Here is a 16067-nt window from a genome sequence, read left to right on the forward strand (position 1 = left end):
GTCAGGCAGCCAGCGTTATCGTTGACGACCCTCGCGAGGGAGGACCGAACACCGCGGGGTGTCAGGCTGCCAGCGTTATCGTTGACAACCATCGCGAGCTTGCTCGCTCCTACAGGTACGGCGTGGATCTCTGTAGGAGCGAGCATGCTCGCGATGGAGGGCAGGACACCGCGGGGTATCAGATTGCCAGCGTTATCGTTGACGACCATCGCGAGCGTGCTCGCTCCTACAGGGGGGTGAGTCAGAGCTGATCGAAATCCAGCACGACCTTGTCGCTGATCGGGAAGGCCTGGCACGACAGCACATAGCCGGCGGCCACTTCGTAGTCTTCCAGGGCGTGGTTGCTGTCCATTTCCACTTCGCCTTCGATGACCTTGCACTTGCAGGTCGAGCACACGCCGGCCTTGCACGAGTAAGGCAGCTCGGCGCCCTGGGCGTTGCCCGCGTCGAGGATGCTCTGGCTGTTGCGCGGCAGGTCGAAGGCCAGGGCGCGGCCGTCGCTGATGACGGTGATCTGGCTGACCGCCGAGTCCACCAGGCGGGCCGCTTCGCGAGCTTCGCGTTTTTGCTGGCTGCCGGCGGCGGCGAACAGTTCGAAGTGAATCCGCTCCGGTTGCATGCCCTTGGCCTTGAGGCTGTCGCGCACGGTCTCGGTCATTTCCTGCGGGCCGCAAATGAAGGCGGCGTCGAGGGCCTTGACGTCGAGCCAGCGGGAGAACAGTTGCTCGCACTTCTCGGCGTTGATCCGGCCGTTGTACAGGTCGACGTCCTGCTGCTCGCGGCTGAACACGAAGATCAGGTTCAGGCGTTGCAGGTAGCGATTCTTCAAATCTTCCAGCTGTTCGCGAAACAGCGCGCCGGAGCTGGAGCGGTTGCCGTACAGCAGGGTCACGCGGCTGTGGGGCTCGGTTTCCAGGGTGGTCTTGATGATCGACAGGATCGGCGTGATGCCGCTGCCGGCCGCGACGGCCAGGTAGTTGCCGTGGCGCGCCGGGTCGAGCTCGACGCTGAAATGCCCGGCTGGCGGCATCACTTCCAGGGTGTGGCCGGCTTTCAGGTGTTCGTTGGCATAGGCAGAAAAACGCCCGCCGGCCACACGCTTGATGGCCACGCGCAGTTCGCCATCGTTGATGCCGGTGCAGATCGAGTAAGAGCGGCGCACTTCTTCGCCGTCCATTTGGGTACGCATCACCAGGTGCTGGCCCTGGGTGAAATGAAAGCTGTCTTGCAGGTCCTGCGGAATCTCGAAGGCGATGGACACCGCGTCACGGGTCTCGGCGCGCACGTCCTTGATGGTCAGGCTGTGAAATTTGCTCATTGTTGTTCTCCAGCTGGGACGGCCGATGCGCCGCTCAGATGCACTTGAAATAGTCGAACGGTTCCCGGCAATCGACGCAGCGATACAGGGCCTTGCACGCGGTGGAGCCGAACTCGCTGAGCACCTCGGTGTGGGCGCTGCCGCATTGCGGGCACAACACCTGCGGGCTTTCACCGAGCAGGCTGCGCTTGCTGGTGCTGCCCTCGGGCGGCGCAATGCCGTAGGCATGCAAGCGTTCGCGGCCGCTGTCGCTGATCCAGTCGGTGGTCCAGGCCGGGGTCAATTTGCGCTCAAGCTGCGGCGCCTTGAATCCGGCCAGTTCCAGGGCCTGGCGGATGTCGCTTTCGATCACTTCGGTGGCCGGGCAGCCGGAGTAGGTCGGCGTGACCACCACGTGAAGGTGCCCGGCCTGCCAGTCGAGGTCGCGGACGATACCGAGGTCGACCACGCTGACCACCGGCACTTCCGGGTCCATGACCTCTGCCAGAATCGCCCACGCGGCGGCCAGGTCGGTCGGTTGAGCCGGCCGGGCGCCGAGGTCGCTGGCGATCAGCTCACCAGGTTGCATCGGGGTATGCTCGTGGCAGGAACTGCATTTCGGCCAGCAGGATGCCCAGGTGTTCGGTGTGCAGGCCCTTGCGTGCATTGAGGTAGAAATAGCTCGGTGCGGCGGGCACGGGCAGGGTGGCGCTGGTGAAGATCTGCTCGACCCTGGCCTGCCACTGCGCGGCGACGCTGGCGATGTCCGGCGTGATGCCGGCTGCGCACAGACGCTGTTCGCTGTCGTCGGCAGCGATCAGCTCGACGGTGAAGCGCCAGACCTCGGGAATCGCCGCCAGCATGCGCCGATGGCTTTCCTCGGTGCCGTCGCCCAGGCGTTCGATCCACTCGCCGGAGCGGCGCAGGTGGTAGGTCACTTCCTTCACCGCCTTGGCGGCGATCCCGGCAATGCGTTCGTCGCTGGACTGGCTCAGGCCCTGCAGCACCGGCAAATGCCAGGCGTCATAGAGGAACTGCTTGAGCATGGTCACCGCGAAGTCGCCGTTGGGTTGCTCGACCAACAGCAGGTTGCGGTAGGCGCGCTCGTCGCGACGGAACGCCAGGTGGTCGGCATCGCGGCCGTCGTCCAGCAGTTCGGCGGCGTATTCCAGCCAGTTGCGTGCCTGGCCTACCAGGTCGAGGCCGACGTTCATCAGCGCCAGCTCTTCTTCCAGTGCCGGGGCCTTGCCGCACCACTGACACAGGCGCTGGCCCTGGATCAGGGCGCTGTCGCCGAGGCGCAACAGGTATTCGATCAGATCAGTCTTGTTGTCCATGGTCGACCTCACATGTGCCCGACTTCGGCCGGCAGCTCGTAGAAGCTGGCGTGGCGGTAAACCTTGTCGTCCGATGGATCGAACAGCGGGTCCTTTTCATCCGGCGACGAAGCGGTGATCAGCGCCGAAGGCACGACCCACAGGCTGACGCCTTCGCTGCGACGGGTGTAGAGCTCGCGGGCGTTCTCGATGGCCATGGTGGTATCAGCGGCATGCACGCTGCCGACATGCTTGTGGTTCAGACCGTGCTTGCTGCGCACGAAGACTTCGAAGAGGGTCCACTCGGACATTTCAATTACTCCACATCAGGTGGCCGGATCAGGCGGCGTTCTTGTTTTGTTTTTTGCGGGCGTGGGCGACGGCGGCTTCACGAACCCAGGCACCGTCTTCAATCGCCTTGCGGCGGGTGGCGACGCGTTCGGTGTTGCACGGGCCGTTGCCCTTGAGCACTTCGTAGAATTCGTTCCACTGGATTTCGCCGAAGTCGTAGTGGCCGCGCTCGGCGTTCCACTTCAGGTCCGGGTCGGGGCAGGTGCAGCCCAACAGCTCCAGTTGCGGGATGGTCTGGTCGATGAAGCGCTGGCGCAGTTCGTCGTTGCTCTGGCGCTTGATTTTCCAGGCCATGGATTGCGCACTGTTCGGCGAGTGTTCGTCGCTCGGGCCGAACATCATCAGCGACGGCCACCACAGGCGATTGATAGCGTCCTGGACCATGTCCTTTTGCGCCTGAGTACCGTGACGCATCATGGTCAGGAGGATTTCGTAGCCCTGGCGCTGGTGGAAACTCTCTTCCTTGCAGATGCGGATCATCGCCCGGGAGTAAGGGCCGTAGGAGGTGCGCTGCAGCACCACCTGATTGACGATCGCCGCGCCATCCACCAGCCAGCCCACCGCGCCCATGTCGGCCCAGTTCAGGGTCGGGTAGTTGAAGATGCTCGAATACTTGGCCTTGCCGCTGTGCAACCTGGCGATCTCTTCATCGCGGTCGGCGCCCAGGGTTTCCATGGCGCTGTACAGGTACAGACCGTGACCGGCCTCGTCCTGGATCTTGGCCATCAATTGCAGTTTGCGTTTGAGCGACGGCGCACGGGTGACCCAGTTGCCTTCGGGCAGCATGCCGACGATTTCGGAGTGGGCGTGCTGGGAAATCTGCCGGATCAGGGTTTGCCGATAAGCATCTGGCATCCAATTCTTGGCTTCTATCTTGATTTCTGAATCGATTTTTTCCTGGAAAGCGCGTTCCTGATCGGACATCTCCGACAGGTCCTTGATGCGCTTGACGCCTGTTTCTACTAGCTGTGCGTACATGTTGGGTCTCCCGCCTTGAATCTGTTCTGAGGCATGGAGAACTTTATAAGCGATACAGAAATTAATATCAAACATAAAATGACGTGTCGTATTTGTTTTTTGTATCGCTTTGGATGACGGGGCGCTGCGTTCCAATCTCCGGCCGGATAAACGTCTGCACCGAATCTTCGCCGGCAAGCCGGCGCCTGCAGGATGGGAGTCGCTGCGGGTGCCGTCTTCCCGGGTATCGGTAACGAGTCAGTTAAAGGCGACTTGATCGCCATGCAGGTTTGGGTGAAGGCCGATGGTCGGTATGTGCAAGAAGTTGCGCAGTTGTTTTCTGAAAAAACACCCTATGACGTCGCGCCAGGCCTCGGGGTTCAGGGGTTGCAGCCAAGTGCGCAAGAAGTTGCGCAGTGCTGCGCAAGAAGTTGCGCACTGCAGGCCTGTTTTCTGCGCAAAAAATGAAGCTCTGTTGCGTTGTCGATGCTAAGTAATTGTTATTTAAAGACATTTAATGTCTGGCACGAACCTTGACTGATGCCGGCTCAGGCTTGGCTGGCCGTTCAGCCTTACCAGTCCTCACGTTTCAGCAAGGAGAGCATCAATGGCTACACCCGCTTACATGTCCATCACCGGTACCAAACAGGGCCTGATCACCGCCGGTGCCTTCACCACGGATTCGGTGGGCAATACCTACCAGGAAGGTCATGAAGACCAGGTCATGGTTCAAGGTTTCCAGCACGAAGTGATCATCCCGCGTGACCCGCAATCGGGTCAGCCTACTGGTCAACGTGTGCATAAACCCGTGGTCATCACCAAGGTGTTCGACAAGGCTTCACCCCTGCTGCAGGCAGCTTTGACTACCGGTGAGACCCTCACAGAGGTCAAGATCCAGTGGTACCGCACCTCGTCCACCGGCACTCAGGAGCACTACTACACCACCACCCTGGAAGACGCGATCATCGTCGACATGAAGGATTACATGCACAACTGTCAGGACCCATCGAACGCGCATTTCACTCATCTGGAGGACGTGCACTTCAGCTATCGAAAAATCACCTGGACCCATGAAGTGTGCGGCACTTCGGGTTCCGATGACTGGCGTAAACCGGTCGCCGGCTAAACCTCACTGCATGGGACGGCATTGTGCCGCCCATGCGCTTGTTTGCTCCTTCTGATACCCGACACAAGGACAAGCCCATGTTCGCACCGGCCAATGTTGCGCATTTCGCCTTACTGATCCCCACGGTACGCAACGATTTCAAGGTACTGGCCTTCGAGGGCAGCGAGGCCATCAACCAGCTGTACGCAATAAAGGTCGAGCTGGTCAGCGAGTCTCCTGATTTCGAGCTGGAAAGCCTGCTCAGCCAACCTGCGTATCTTCAGTTTGGCTTCAACGGCGAAGGCATCCATGGCCGCATCGAGGACGTTGGCGTGGGTGAAGCGGGTAAACGCCTGACTCGTTACCATCTCACCCTGGTGCCGGCGCTGCACTATCTGCAGTTCAGCCATAACCGGCGGATTTTCCAGAACCTGACCGTGCCGCAGATCGTGGCTCAAGTGCTCAAGGGGCATGGCATTCTGGCGGATGCCTTCACCTTCAATGTCGGCACCAGTGCGGAGCGTGAATACTGCACTCAATACGATGAGAGCGATTATCAACTGATCCAGAGGTTGTGCAGCGAAGATGGGATTGCATGGCACTTTCAACATGGCCCTGATGGTCACCATCTGGTGTTCACCGAAGATCAGACCTGGTTTCCCATACTGGGTGAAACACCGTACTTGCAGGGCTCCGGCATGGTGGCGGAACACCCGGTCGTCAGCCAGTTCTCCGTGCGGTGCAGTACCCGGACCAGCACGACCACGCGTCGTGACCATGACTTCAAGCGACCAAACCGCTTGCTGGAACATCAGTCCACCGCCGATTTCCACCCCGAGCTCGAAGACTACGGCTATCCGGGGCGGTTCAGGACAGAAGAACTCGGCAAACAGCTGGCCTGCCAGGCATTGGAGCGCCACCGCAGCGACTACCGGTTGGCGGCGGGCAATAGTGACCAGCCCACCCTGCGCAGCGGCCATTTTCTCAAACTGACCGAGCATTCGCGTCAACCCTACAACGATTTGTGGCTGCTGCTTCGCGTGACACATGAGGGCAAGCAGCCAGGGATGCTTGAAGAGACGGTCAACAACGACGTCAAGCCCGAGGACGGGTTTACCCAGGGTTATCGCAACCGCTTCAGCGCGATACCCTGGGACGTGATCTACCGTCCTCCGCTGGTCACCCGCAACTGCGTGCTGGTCAGTCAGACCGCCCGTGTCACCGGCCCGTCCGCGGAAGAAATCCACTGCGATGAGCATGGGCGGGTCAGGGTCGCCTTCCATTGGGATCGCGCCGAACAAAACGGCGACAAGACCAGTTGTTGGCTGCGGGTCTCGTCGAGCTGGGCCGGAGAAGGGTTCGGCGCGGTGACCATTCCGCGCATCGGCATGGAAGTGGTGGTGACCTTTCTGGAGGGCAATCCCGACGATCCACTGATCACCGGGTGCGTTCCCAACACGGTCAATTCCGTGCCGTACCCGCTGCCGGCGAATAAAACCAGAACCGTGCTGCGCAGCCACAGTTCGCCCGCCAATGGCGGCTACAACGAACTGTCGATCGAAGACCGGGCAGGGCGGGAGCTGATCTACCTGCGCGCCCAGCGTGACATGGAGCAGAAGGTCGAAAACGACAGTCGGCTGGAGGTGGGTAACGTACGTCGGGAACTCATCAAGGGTAATAGCGTCGCGGTGCTCGAGGCGGAAGATCAGCGCACCGTCACCGCTGACCGCAAGGTCGAGCTAAAGGCCAATGATTACTTGCAGGTCGCCAACAGCAGCCACACCCATATCGGTCAAGCGCTGGTGGTCGAAGCGGGCCAGCAGGTGCACCTCAAGGCCGGGGCCAACCTGATTCTCGATGCAGGGGTCAGCATCACCTTGAAAGCTGCGGGGCAGCACATTGTGATCGGGCCGGGCGGCATCTTCAGTAGCACCGAGATTCAAATCGGTGGCGCGCCCGTGACCGGCATCGAGGCCTTATGGGCGCGACCTGCCGGGGTGACGGCGCTTCTGGCGCCCTTGATGCCCGAGGCGCAGCGCAACGCCTTGATGGCCAAAAAGCCGATCTGTGCCATTTGTGAAGCGTCCGAACAGCAGGGTGGACCCGCCAATGCTTGAGTTGCCGCCATTACCGGCTGATTTGCCCTGGGCGGTGCCCGCCTACCTGCTGCTGGACGGAGTCAGCGTACCGGACCTGCTGCCACAGCTGCGCCGCTGGGGGCGTCCGATCTATTGCCTGTATCTGAATACGCGCTGGCATGAACTGTCCGACATTTCACCTTGTCTGGTTGCGCTCGAGGGCAGCGGTGATCCGTTGCTGACCTGGTTTGGCGAACACGCAGCCCTCGAATGGGGCTACCTGCTGTTCAGCGCGGCCAATGTGCAAACGCTGCTGGAGCATTGGCGCCGCCTGCTCAGTGTCGAGCAGGCCGACGGTGTGGCCATCATGCCGCGCATTGCGGATCCAGCCGTCATGCATCAGCTGTTGCGTCTCGCAGAACAAGGCAACAGCGCACGCTGGTTCGGACCTGTCGCGCACGTCTGTCTGCCGGATGGGGTAGAGGGCGCATGGCACCAACACAGGCGCCTCGATCAGGCCCGCGCTGAACCCCAGAGCTACCGATTGACCGATCAGGAGCTTACAGCGTTGGGGGAGGTCGAGTTTCGCAATGTCGTCTCGGGCCTGAGTGAACACTTGCAAGAATGTTTCCCCAAGTTCATGGCCAATTTTTCAGTGTCCGAGTGTCGCCAGCATGCACAGGAACTGGCGAGTGAGGCCTACCGACAAGGCTTTTCTTCAGAATGGGAAATTACCGCTTACGCGAATGTTTTTGCTTTTCTGGCCGGGCAACCGGTCACCGAACATCCTGACATAGCTCAACTGTTGGCAGGGGAGGTCACGGGCACCCCATTAGCGCGCGTGGAACGTGCCGCCGAGCTGGCTGAAAGCCGTGCTGTTGATTCAGAAGGAGGTCTGCTGTGACTGCTCGACAACGACCCAAAGTCAGCCCCAACATCATTGCCAAGACAAAAAGCGCCAAGGACGCCCGCTCGCCCCTGGGCCTGTGTCCGCTGATGAACAAGAAGGTGCAATTGCTGCCACTGCGCTACGGGCTGGTCGAGCACCTCGATCCTGCTGGCGAACTGTCAATGCCGCTCAAGCTGAACAGCCAGCCCCTGGGTATTCGCTTGTTGCGCGATGGTTATCTGTACATCATCGACGACAAGACCGCTTATCTGCACGAATACCGTATTGAACAAGGGCAGATCACCCAGTTGCTCTGGAACAGCCAGGAGGTGTCTGGCGACAAACGAACCGAAGCAGTGGGCGCACCGCATCTGATCTTTGACCGCCAGCACACCTTGTATGCCAGCTACTCGGAAATACAGTGGACGGCGTACAAGTGTTCACAGGTGCTCAAGGACAAGGGTGAGCGCGAACGCCTGATGCAGCGCATCGATCTGGCAAATGTTTGCCCCACCCATGGGGGGACTCACCTGCTGAGCAAGTCACAGGCACAGAAGTGGCTGGCGGAGGTGGCGGAAAGCATGCCGAAAACCGATGCCCGGGGCGCTACCGGCCAGGCGCCGGCCAACCCGCTGCCTGAAGGCGCCAACCCGGAGGAAAGCCAACCCTATCACTGGGAGAATCCCGTGCTGTTTCAGGACACGGGGCTTGAAATACTCACCAGCAAAGTGCTCGGTCTCTATCAGGATGATTATCTGTTTCTGGTGTTGCGTGATGATTTTGGCGTCATGCGCGACCTCGCCAACGCCCAACTGAAGGTGTCCGACTGGATCGAGCACTGGAGTGCCGACGATCAGCGCCAGGTGCAGTACCTCACCGGCACTTACATCCAGTCCCTGTATGAGGTGAACGCGACTCGCCTGCAAGCCGAAAGCACAACGGATCCGGCGGTCAAAGCGCTGATGGACGACACCACCGGGCAGCAACAGTCGAAAATTTATGAGTACCTGAAGCTTCGTCGCGACCAGCCGGATCCGGGTGTCTATGGCAACGAGGCACACTGGCGCAAGGCCGCGCAAATCAATCCGCTTGCCCAGGCAATCGTCGACATGAAAGAGGCCATGGGGCAAGCGCTTTATCAACGGCATCAGGGCACCATCGGCAAGCTCAGTGCGCAAACCTGGGAAGCGCTGTTCGGTGAGGCGTTTGGTCAGCGTGGCATCGATCATCTGGTCGACAGGGCATCGATGGAGGCTTTTGTCAGCCAGCAACAAACATTGCTGAGCCATTGGCATAAACGGCTCTCGCACATCCGCGAGGATCGTTTGGGCATGATCATCGGTGGCCACTTCCACCGTGCCGCCTGGTATTACGACTTCCACCTCGACAAGCAGATCCAGCACCGCCTGGAAACCGAATTCGTCTGCGTTGCAGCCCTGTGCCCGGACAGGTCATCCGCCGAAAAACTGGCCGCCTACAGGAATGCCAATCTGCTGGTGGTGGTGCCAGGCCTTGAGACCCTGGATTTGACCGCGCAAATGGACGTGGCGAAAAAGCTCGCGGATTTGAGCAGCTTTACAATCAACGTGCTGGAAATCCAGAAAAGCTACGCCGAGATCAATCTGCTGACCAATCAGTTTCGTAGCCTGATGAACGAGCGGTTGCCTAACTACGCGTTGTTGAATACCCAGTTCAAGGGGATGCAGAGTTTGTTGGAGGGGGCCTATGTCCCAGCGAATCAATTGGAGGCTGCCGATCAGCTGGACAAGGCATACAAAGCTTTCACACAGGCACAGCATATTGATCCAAATGATTACATCCGTAACATCGGGCCGGCAGCGCGACTGCAGGTACTGCGTGAGTTCTCCAGGCAAGGCCTGACGTTACGCGGGGCCTCCGCGACGGAAATTGCAGAATTTAACCAGGCGCGCACGCAGTCGATGAACTTGCGCAGCCAATTGAAGGAAACCTACAAGCTGCGCAATCGCGAACTGTCGTTGCAATCCACCGGTTTTGCGCTGCCGGGCAGCGAAGCAGTGTACAACCAGCACATCGAACAATTGAAAAGCGCATTGATCCCGTGGGAAGAGAGGCTCAGCGGCGCCCTGACCGTCGGGAGTGACAGTCCGGCGCGAATCGGCACGGTGATCGATGGCCTGGATCCACAACTGCGCGCTGAAATGGGCAGGACAGCGCGTGACTTCAGGGCGACAGGGACGTTTAACAAACCACTGACGGGCGTCCTGCAATCGAAGGCCGACGGGATTGCGTTTGCGCTGTTTGTGATTCAGGGGCAGAAGTTTGTTGAGGCGCTTACGAGCGTTCTGACAAAAGATAATCGGTCTTTGAATGAAGGGTTAGCTTTCATTGAGTCATTCATTGGAATGTCGGCAGCGGGTTTCGCGACAGTACAAGGTCTTTCAATAACTATCTTACAGCCACATATCGAGCAAATGAGAAGTGCTTCAGGCAAGCTCAACACGATGAGTCGTCTGGGGTATTGGACCGGCGTTGCTGGACTTGGGGCGTTCGCTTTTGCCGGCATCGCTGCATTGTTCGACTTGGTCAAACACACCCATCAATGGGGCAAAGCCTTCGCTGAAGGCGACTACAAAAAGTTAAGTGCCACAACGATGCAGATGACCGGCGATGGCGTAGTGCTCGGCACCAGTGTCTGGGCGACGAAGCACATCGGCGCCATTGTCAGGAATATCGTCAAGTTGCCGACCGAGCTGCGTGCCCTGGCGTGGGCCGAGGCCAGCCCGAGGCTGTTGAGCATCGGTGCCAGGGCCAACCTGATAGGTCTGATCGGCACGGCGCTGCAGTTGATGGGGCAAGGCCTGTACAACTACTTCAACCTGGACGACTTGCAAAAATGGATGATGACCAGTGCCTGGGGCAACGCAACCACGCAGCGCGCACTGCAGGAGGAGTGGAGTGAACTTGCGAGGGTTGTGCAGAAGCCGACCTGTGAACTGATTCGCGACGACAGGCAAACCTACCTGAGGCTGACGCTGCCCGGCGTCAGTACCCAGGAAATGGACCGTCGTCAGTTGCAGCTTCAGGCCTGGCAGCGCGGCCGCGACAATTCCATCTACCGCCCTTACAGCGCTCAATTGCCGCCGGTGCGCTGGATGGAGTGCTCCGCTATCTGGGCCACAAGGTTCATGGTCGCCAGTGAAGGCCCTCAGGCATTGACCCTGCACTGGCCGATCGGCGATCTCCTGCAAACCACCGATTTTGCCCTGGCCTTCACCATCGCCTATCAACTGGAGGCTGAGCGCGAACCGCTCCATCAAACCTGTTTTGTTCTGCGTGACCTGCGCATCAGTTACATACGTGGCGTGCGTGTCATGACAAAAGGCACCTTCACGCTCGAGTCGGTTGAGGCCATGCCGGCGGGGACCGGCAAGGCTCCATTTTTTTTGTTCACAAGAGAAGATTTGGCGGCGATCGATGTTTAAGAAACTGTTCAAGCGTAAGGATAAAGCGCCTGCCACCGAGCCCGCCCCGGACATCCGCAGCCAACGACCCCGAGCCGGTGAGATTCGGGCCAGGGGGCTGAACGAAACGCTGTTTTTGTCACCCTTGCCGGTATACACGGGCCAGGCCCAAACATCTCGGCGTAACTTTTCGGAGATGAATGATACCTATCTGGAGTTGGGCGGAAATAATTTGGGAATGGTTGAGCAAGGGAAAATATTGGCTGCAGGAATATGGATGGCGTTGTTTACGGCTTTTGTACCTTCGAGTCTTTTAATTCTTTGCGGTGTGATTTTTTATCCGGAAAATTTCAAAACTCCGTTAAAGGATCTCTCTACTTTCTTACAAGCTTCTATTAGTGCGGCTGGGTTATTCATTGTTCCGCTGGGGGCCTACGTCTACGGCATGCTATCCAGCGTTTACGAATCCGCAAAAACCTACCCGATACGCTTTAACCGCCAACGCCGCGAAGTCTGCTTCGTCGATGCCAAAACCCATCGTATCCTGATCGTGCCCTGGGAAAGTGTGGTGGCCTGGGTTTCCAACACCCAGGGTGTCACCAGCTACGGCGCGACACGCCAGTACACCTTTGGCATGGGCCTGGAGGATGAGGAGCAGGACAAGGTGCAGTTTCTGCTCATGCCGCAAGCCAGTGACGCCCATGCCCTGGGGATGTGGGCGTCGATCCGCAACTACATGGAAGAAGGGCAACTGGTGGATACGCCCAACCCGCTGCTCGCCATCCTGGGCCTGACGCCCACTGGCGATCAACTCAAGCCGTACGAGGGGCTGCACACCTTTGAAATCGAGCGGGAAAATGCACGCCGTAGATGCCATATGAATGACCGAGGAGCCGACCTTTCTCCCGAAGAGCGTGAGGCGTGTGGTTTCCCCAAGCGCAGCCCCTGGCCCCTGCGGTTCTGGTACATGCGCCGCGTGCTGGTGTTCTGGAAAATGCCTTACCTGATCGCCGAGTGGGGCCATCGCAAGGGCCGCCCGACGTTGCCGCAACAAGTCCAGGACTGGTCACAGCCGCTGCCGCCCGAGCAGTGGGCAAAACCTAGCCCTGCATTGGTCAAGGCCAACCAGATCGTCCAGAACGCCATGGATAAACAGGGCGCGACCTTTGTCGAAGCCTGCAAGGCGGCGGGGCTGCATGGATGATCGGCGACCTTCCGCGTGTCATGACCAAGCGCACCTTAAAGCTCGAGTCGGTTGAGGCTATGCCAGCGGGGACCGGCAAGGCTCCATTTTTTTCGTTCACAAGAGAAGATTTGGCGGCGGACGATGTTTAACAAACTGTTCAAGCGCAAGAATGAAACAGCAGCCCCTGAGCACAGACCAGACATTCGCAGCCAAACCCCCCGAGCTGGTGAGATTCGAGTCAGGGGGCTGAACGAAACGCTGTTTTTGTCACCCTTGCCGGTATACACGGGCCAGGCTCAATCCTCTCGGCGTAACTTTTCCGAGATGAATGATACGTATCTGGAGTTGGGCGGAAATAATTGGGGGATGGTTGAGCAGGGAAAGATATTTGCAGCAGGAATTTGGATGCCAATTTTTTTGGCATTCATTATGCCGAGCTTGGTAATCATGAGCGGGGCGATATTTTACCCAGAAAATTTTAGCGATCCTTGGCATAGTTTGTTTGAGTTTTTAAAAGTCAGCACTAGCATTTCGCTTCTCTTTATCTTTCCTCTCGGCGCCTACTTCTACGGCATGGTGTCCAGCGTTTACGAATCCGCAAAATCCTACCCGATACGCTTCAACCGCCAACGCCGCGAAGTCTGCTTCGTCGATGCCAAAACCCATCGTATCCTGATCGTGCCCTGGGAAAGTGTGGTGGCCTGGGTTTCCAACACCCAGGGTGTCACCAGCTACGGCGCGACACGCCAGTACACCTTTGGCATGGGCCTGGAGGATGAGGAGCAGGACAAGGTGCAGTTTCTGCTCATGCCGCAAGCCAGTGACGCCCATGCCCTGGGGATGTGGGCGTCGATCCGCAACTACATGGAAGAAGGGCAACTGGTGGATACGCCCAACCCGCTGCTGGCGATCCTGGGCCTGACTCCCACTGGTGATCAACTCAAGCCGTATGAGGGGCTGCACACCTTTGAAATCGAGCGGGAAAATGCGCGCGGTAGATGCCATATGAATGACCGAGGAGCCGACCTTTCTCCCGAAGAGCGTGAGGAGTATGGCTACCCCAAGCGCAGTCCCTGGCCCCTGCGGTTCTGGTACATGCGCCGCGTGCTGGTGTTCTGGAAAATGCCTTACCTGATCGCCGAGTGGGGCCATCGCAAGGGCCGCCCGACGTTGCCGCAACAAGTCCAGGACTGGTCACAGCCGCTGCCGCCCGAGCAGTGGGCAAAACCTAGCCCTGCATTGGTCAAGGCCAACCAGATCGTCCAGAACGCCATGGATAAACAGGGCGCGACCTTTGTCGAGGCCTGCAAGGCGGCGGGCCTGCATGGATGAGTGCATCGCTGGTTCTGATAGGCAAAGACAATTCTTGATGGTTCCGGGCTGGCTGCTACCTGCGCAAAGCCCCTCTATCGCCTGACGGTAGTCTCGTCAGTCCGGATTCTAGATACGCTGGCCCTGTTGAGTCGTTGCGCCTTCATGGCTCGGGTCGCGGCTCCGGGAATGTTAACTCGAGGGGTAACGCAATACTCGCGATAGGCTTTTAGGGCGTTTCCTTCGTCGCCTGTTGACTCTTCCTACATCAATCCATGTCACAAACGCCAATACTTGGCGTCCTCTTTCTGGGCCATCGGCTCAGTCCCGGTGGCTGCGTATTCAGTGCCATTTTTGGACCGCAGAAGCCAAACGAAAACTTCATGGATGGAATCAACTTGCAGGGAGTTCACCTTGGTATGAAGCCTGTCCGGCAGATCCTGATCAACGGGGCAGATCATCTCTGCGCCACTCAGGGCAGGGCGCTGGCGCGATCACTCTGCAGCGACTGTCTGCGTACGCCGCCCGGTGGTTTTTCTGCACCTGAATTCAGGTTAATGGAACAGCCATAGATGTCCTACTCAAGCAAGTTATCGGCTCACTATCTTGAACTCGCGAAGTTGCCCGTTGGCGAGCAGCATTTCGCGGGTGAGGACGTTCGTTTTTCGAGCGAGTTCGAGACACTGGAACACGAGCTGTCCAAAGCCCGGTCAATGCATGAAAGCGGGCAGATCGACTGGCTGAAAGTACAAGAGGTTGGTGAGGCTCTGCTGCGCAATCAATCCAAGGATCTACGGGTTGCGAGCTGGGTGACGTGGGCGTTGTATCAGCGTGAGTCCTTTGCCGGCCTGCTGGCTGGTTGCGGTCTGTTACATCACCTGTGTGAACATCACTGGTCGCAGATACACCCCGCCAAATCGCGAACCCGTGCGGCGGCTGTCGGCTGGCTGGTGCTTCGTCTTGAACAGGTGCTTACTGAAAGTGTCCCGATCAAAGAGCAGCTACCGCTGTTCAGACGGCTGGTGGAACACCTTGAGGGCCTCGACGCTGCCTGCACCGAACACCTGGGGGGCGATGCGCCGCTGCTGTTACCGATCACTCGCCGCTTGAGAACCATGGTTCAGCGCGCCGCTGACAACCGGCCCGAGCCTGGTGTGGTGGGCGTCGCGGTGGCTCAGGTCAAACAGGCTGCCGCTCAGCTGTTCACGCCGGGCGCACCGATCGACAACGAAAAAGAAGCCCACAAGGCCCTGCGCAATCAGCAAGAGGGTGCGCGGCCATTGTGTGCGTGGTGGCTCAAGCAGAAGGCCACCGACCTGCGTGCCCTGCGCCTCAATCGCACGCTCCTGTGGTTGTCCATCGACGCTGTCCCTGAGCGTAATGCCGAGCAAATCACCGTACTGCGCGGTTTACCGGCGGACAAGCTCAAGGCCTTTCAGGACCAATACGACCAGGCCAAGTACGCCGATCTGTTGGTAGAGCTGGAGGCGAGCCTGGCGAAGGCGCCATTCTGGTTCGATGGCCAGCGGATGGTCTGGGACTGCCTTCAGGGCTTGAACGCCGAGATGGCGATGCGCGAAGTGGAAATCCATTTCGCGCTGTTGATTCAGCGACTGCCTGGCATCGTCGAATTGCGTTTCCACGATGGCGCTCCGTTTGCCGACCCGGCCACTCGGGCATGGATTGCCGCCAACGTCATGCCGCACCTGCAAACCGCCAGCGCGCCGCGCAAAGTCGAAGTCGCCGACACTCAACCCGCCTGGGAGTCGGCTCTGGAAGAAGTCCTGCCGATTCTGCGCAAGGATGGCCTGAAGGTCGCCGTTCAGTTCCTCAAGCAGGGCCTGCAAGGCGCACAGGGCGGGCGTGCTCGATTCTTCTGGCAGTTCGCCCTCGCACGGCTGTGCTTCTTGGCCAGGAAATACGAACTGGCCAAGACCCAGCTCGAAATCCTCGACCAGACATTGCAGGACTCGGGCCATAACGCCTGGGAGCCTGATCTTGCGCTGCAAGTGCTGCAGTTGCTGCATAGCTGCTGCGAGTCGTTACCGCAGAACCATGTCGTACGTGAACGCAAGGAAGAGATTTATCGCAGGTTGTGCCACCTCGATCTCGAAGTGGTACTCGAATAGGCCCT

General features: G+C 59.0%; 12 protein-coding genes and 1 pseudogene. 8 read left to right on the top strand and 5 right to left on the bottom strand.

Annotated features, from left to right (window positions below; all coding sequences use genetic code 11):
* Positions 1-241: 241 nt before the first annotated feature.
* Genes paaE through paaA form a run of 5 tightly spaced genes read right to left on the bottom strand, consistent with a single transcriptional unit; the run spans position 242 to position 3942 of the window.
* Positions 242-1318, bottom strand: a complete 1077-nt coding sequence (paaE, locus tag CAG47_RS20660; protein ID WP_085726835.1) for a 1,2-phenylacetyl-CoA epoxidase subunit PaaE — start codon at positions 1316-1318, stop codon at positions 242-244.
* A 34-nt stretch (positions 1319-1352) separates the two neighbouring features.
* Positions 1353-1886, bottom strand: a complete 534-nt coding sequence (gene paaD / locus CAG47_RS20665) for a 1,2-phenylacetyl-CoA epoxidase subunit PaaD (protein ID WP_085726837.1) — start codon at positions 1884-1886, stop codon at positions 1353-1355.
* Positions 1873-2634, bottom strand: coding sequence for a 1,2-phenylacetyl-CoA epoxidase subunit PaaC (paaC, locus tag CAG47_RS20670; RefSeq protein ID WP_085726839.1), 762 nt, complete (start codon positions 2632-2634; stop codon positions 1873-1875). The genes paaD and paaC overlap by 14 nt, the downstream gene beginning before the upstream one ends.
* An 8-nt stretch (positions 2635-2642) precedes the next feature.
* The gene (paaB, locus tag CAG47_RS20675; protein WP_007943393.1) at positions 2643-2924 is read right to left on the bottom strand and encodes a 1,2-phenylacetyl-CoA epoxidase subunit PaaB; all 282 of its coding nucleotides are present in this window, start codon (positions 2922-2924) and stop codon (positions 2643-2645) included.
* Positions 2925-2952: 28 nt separating this feature from the next.
* On the bottom strand, positions 2953-3942 hold the full coding sequence (gene paaA / locus CAG47_RS20680) for a 1,2-phenylacetyl-CoA epoxidase subunit PaaA (protein ID WP_085726841.1): 990 nt from the start codon (positions 3940-3942) through the stop codon (positions 2953-2955).
* A gap of 586 nt (positions 3943-4528) precedes the next feature.
* On the opposite strand from paaA, the gene CAG47_RS20690 reads away from it, so the two are divergent.
* The 8 genes and pseudogenes from CAG47_RS20690 to tssA all read left to right on the top strand — a co-directional run bounded on the left by CAG47_RS20690 (position 4529) and on the right by tssA (position 16062).
* Positions 4529-5047 (top strand): Hcp family type VI secretion system effector, encoded by a 519-nt coding sequence (locus CAG47_RS20690; RefSeq protein WP_085726845.1) that lies wholly within the window; start codon positions 4529-4531, stop codon positions 5045-5047.
* A 77-nt stretch (positions 5048-5124) separates the two neighbouring features.
* Positions 5125-7143 (top strand): type VI secretion system tip protein VgrG, encoded by a 2019-nt coding sequence (locus CAG47_RS20695; RefSeq protein WP_085726847.1) that lies wholly within the window; start codon positions 5125-5127, stop codon positions 7141-7143.
* Complete coding sequence (locus CAG47_RS20700) at positions 7136-8008, top strand: DUF4123 domain-containing protein (RefSeq protein WP_085726849.1); 873 nt, start codon at positions 7136-7138, stop codon at positions 8006-8008. Before CAG47_RS20695 ends, CAG47_RS20700 begins: the two co-directional genes overlap by 8 nt.
* A 92-nt stretch (positions 8009-8100) precedes the next feature.
* Positions 8101-8442, top strand: a pseudogene (locus tag CAG47_RS29430) (toxin VasX); the annotation flags it as partial.
* 30 nt (positions 8443-8472) lie between these two features.
* The gene (locus tag CAG47_RS20705; RefSeq protein WP_143515901.1) at positions 8473-11457 is read left to right on the top strand and encodes a hypothetical protein; all 2985 of its coding nucleotides are present in this window, start codon (positions 8473-8475) and stop codon (positions 11455-11457) included.
* Positions 11450-12640 carry a DUF6708 domain-containing protein gene (locus CAG47_RS20710; RefSeq protein WP_256577493.1) on the top strand — a complete coding sequence of 397 codons (1191 nt, stop codon included), beginning with the start codon at positions 11450-11452 and terminating at the stop codon, positions 12638-12640. Before CAG47_RS20705 ends, CAG47_RS20710 begins: the two co-directional genes overlap by 8 nt.
* A 123-nt stretch (positions 12641-12763) precedes the next feature.
* Positions 12764-13954 carry a DUF6708 domain-containing protein gene (locus CAG47_RS20715; protein WP_256577494.1) on the top strand — a complete coding sequence of 397 codons (1191 nt, stop codon included), beginning with the start codon at positions 12764-12766 and terminating at the stop codon, positions 13952-13954.
* Positions 13955-14505: 551 nt separating this feature from the next.
* Positions 14506-16062, top strand: coding sequence for a type VI secretion system protein TssA (gene tssA, locus CAG47_RS20725; RefSeq protein ID WP_085726857.1), 1557 nt, complete (start codon positions 14506-14508; stop codon positions 16060-16062).
* The last annotated feature ends 5 nt before the right edge of the window (positions 16063-16067 follow it).

Origin of the sequence: Pseudomonas sp. R37(2017) (assembly GCF_002113375.1) — a bacterium.
In the GTDB taxonomy this organism is placed as follows: domain Bacteria; phylum Pseudomonadota; class Gammaproteobacteria; order Pseudomonadales; family Pseudomonadaceae; genus Aquipseudomonas.

Excerpts from the sequence above, each read along its gene's own strand:
- CAG47_RS20715 (WP_256577494.1), top strand. The coding sequence starts at position 12,764 with ATGTTTAACAAACTGTTCAAGCGCAAGAATGAAACAGCAGCCCCTGAG.
- paaA (WP_085726841.1), bottom strand. The coding sequence starts at position 3,942 with ATGTACGCACAGCTAGTAGAAACAGGCGTCAAGCGCATCAAGGACCTG.
- paaE (WP_085726835.1), bottom strand. The coding sequence starts at position 1,318 with ATGAGCAAATTTCACAGCCTGACCATCAAGGACGTGCGCGCCGAGACC.
- CAG47_RS20695 (WP_085726847.1), top strand. The coding sequence starts at position 5,125 with ATGTTCGCACCGGCCAATGTTGCGCATTTCGCCTTACTGATCCCCACG.
- CAG47_RS20710 (WP_256577493.1), top strand. The coding sequence starts at position 11,450 with ATGTTTAAGAAACTGTTCAAGCGTAAGGATAAAGCGCCTGCCACCGAG.
- CAG47_RS20700 (WP_085726849.1), top strand. The coding sequence starts at position 7,136 with ATGCTTGAGTTGCCGCCATTACCGGCTGATTTGCCCTGGGCGGTGCCC.
- CAG47_RS20705 (WP_143515901.1), top strand. The coding sequence starts at position 8,473 with ATGCAGCGCATCGATCTGGCAAATGTTTGCCCCACCCATGGGGGGACT.
- tssA (WP_085726857.1), top strand. The coding sequence starts at position 14,506 with ATGTCCTACTCAAGCAAGTTATCGGCTCACTATCTTGAACTCGCGAAG.
- CAG47_RS20690 (WP_085726845.1), top strand. The coding sequence starts at position 4,529 with ATGGCTACACCCGCTTACATGTCCATCACCGGTACCAAACAGGGCCTG.
- paaC (WP_085726839.1), bottom strand. The coding sequence starts at position 2,634 with ATGGACAACAAGACTGATCTGATCGAATACCTGTTGCGCCTCGGCGAC.
- paaD (WP_085726837.1), bottom strand. The coding sequence starts at position 1,886 with ATGCAACCTGGTGAGCTGATCGCCAGCGACCTCGGCGCCCGGCCGGCT.
- paaB (WP_007943393.1), bottom strand. The coding sequence starts at position 2,924 with ATGTCCGAGTGGACCCTCTTCGAAGTCTTCGTGCGCAGCAAGCACGGT.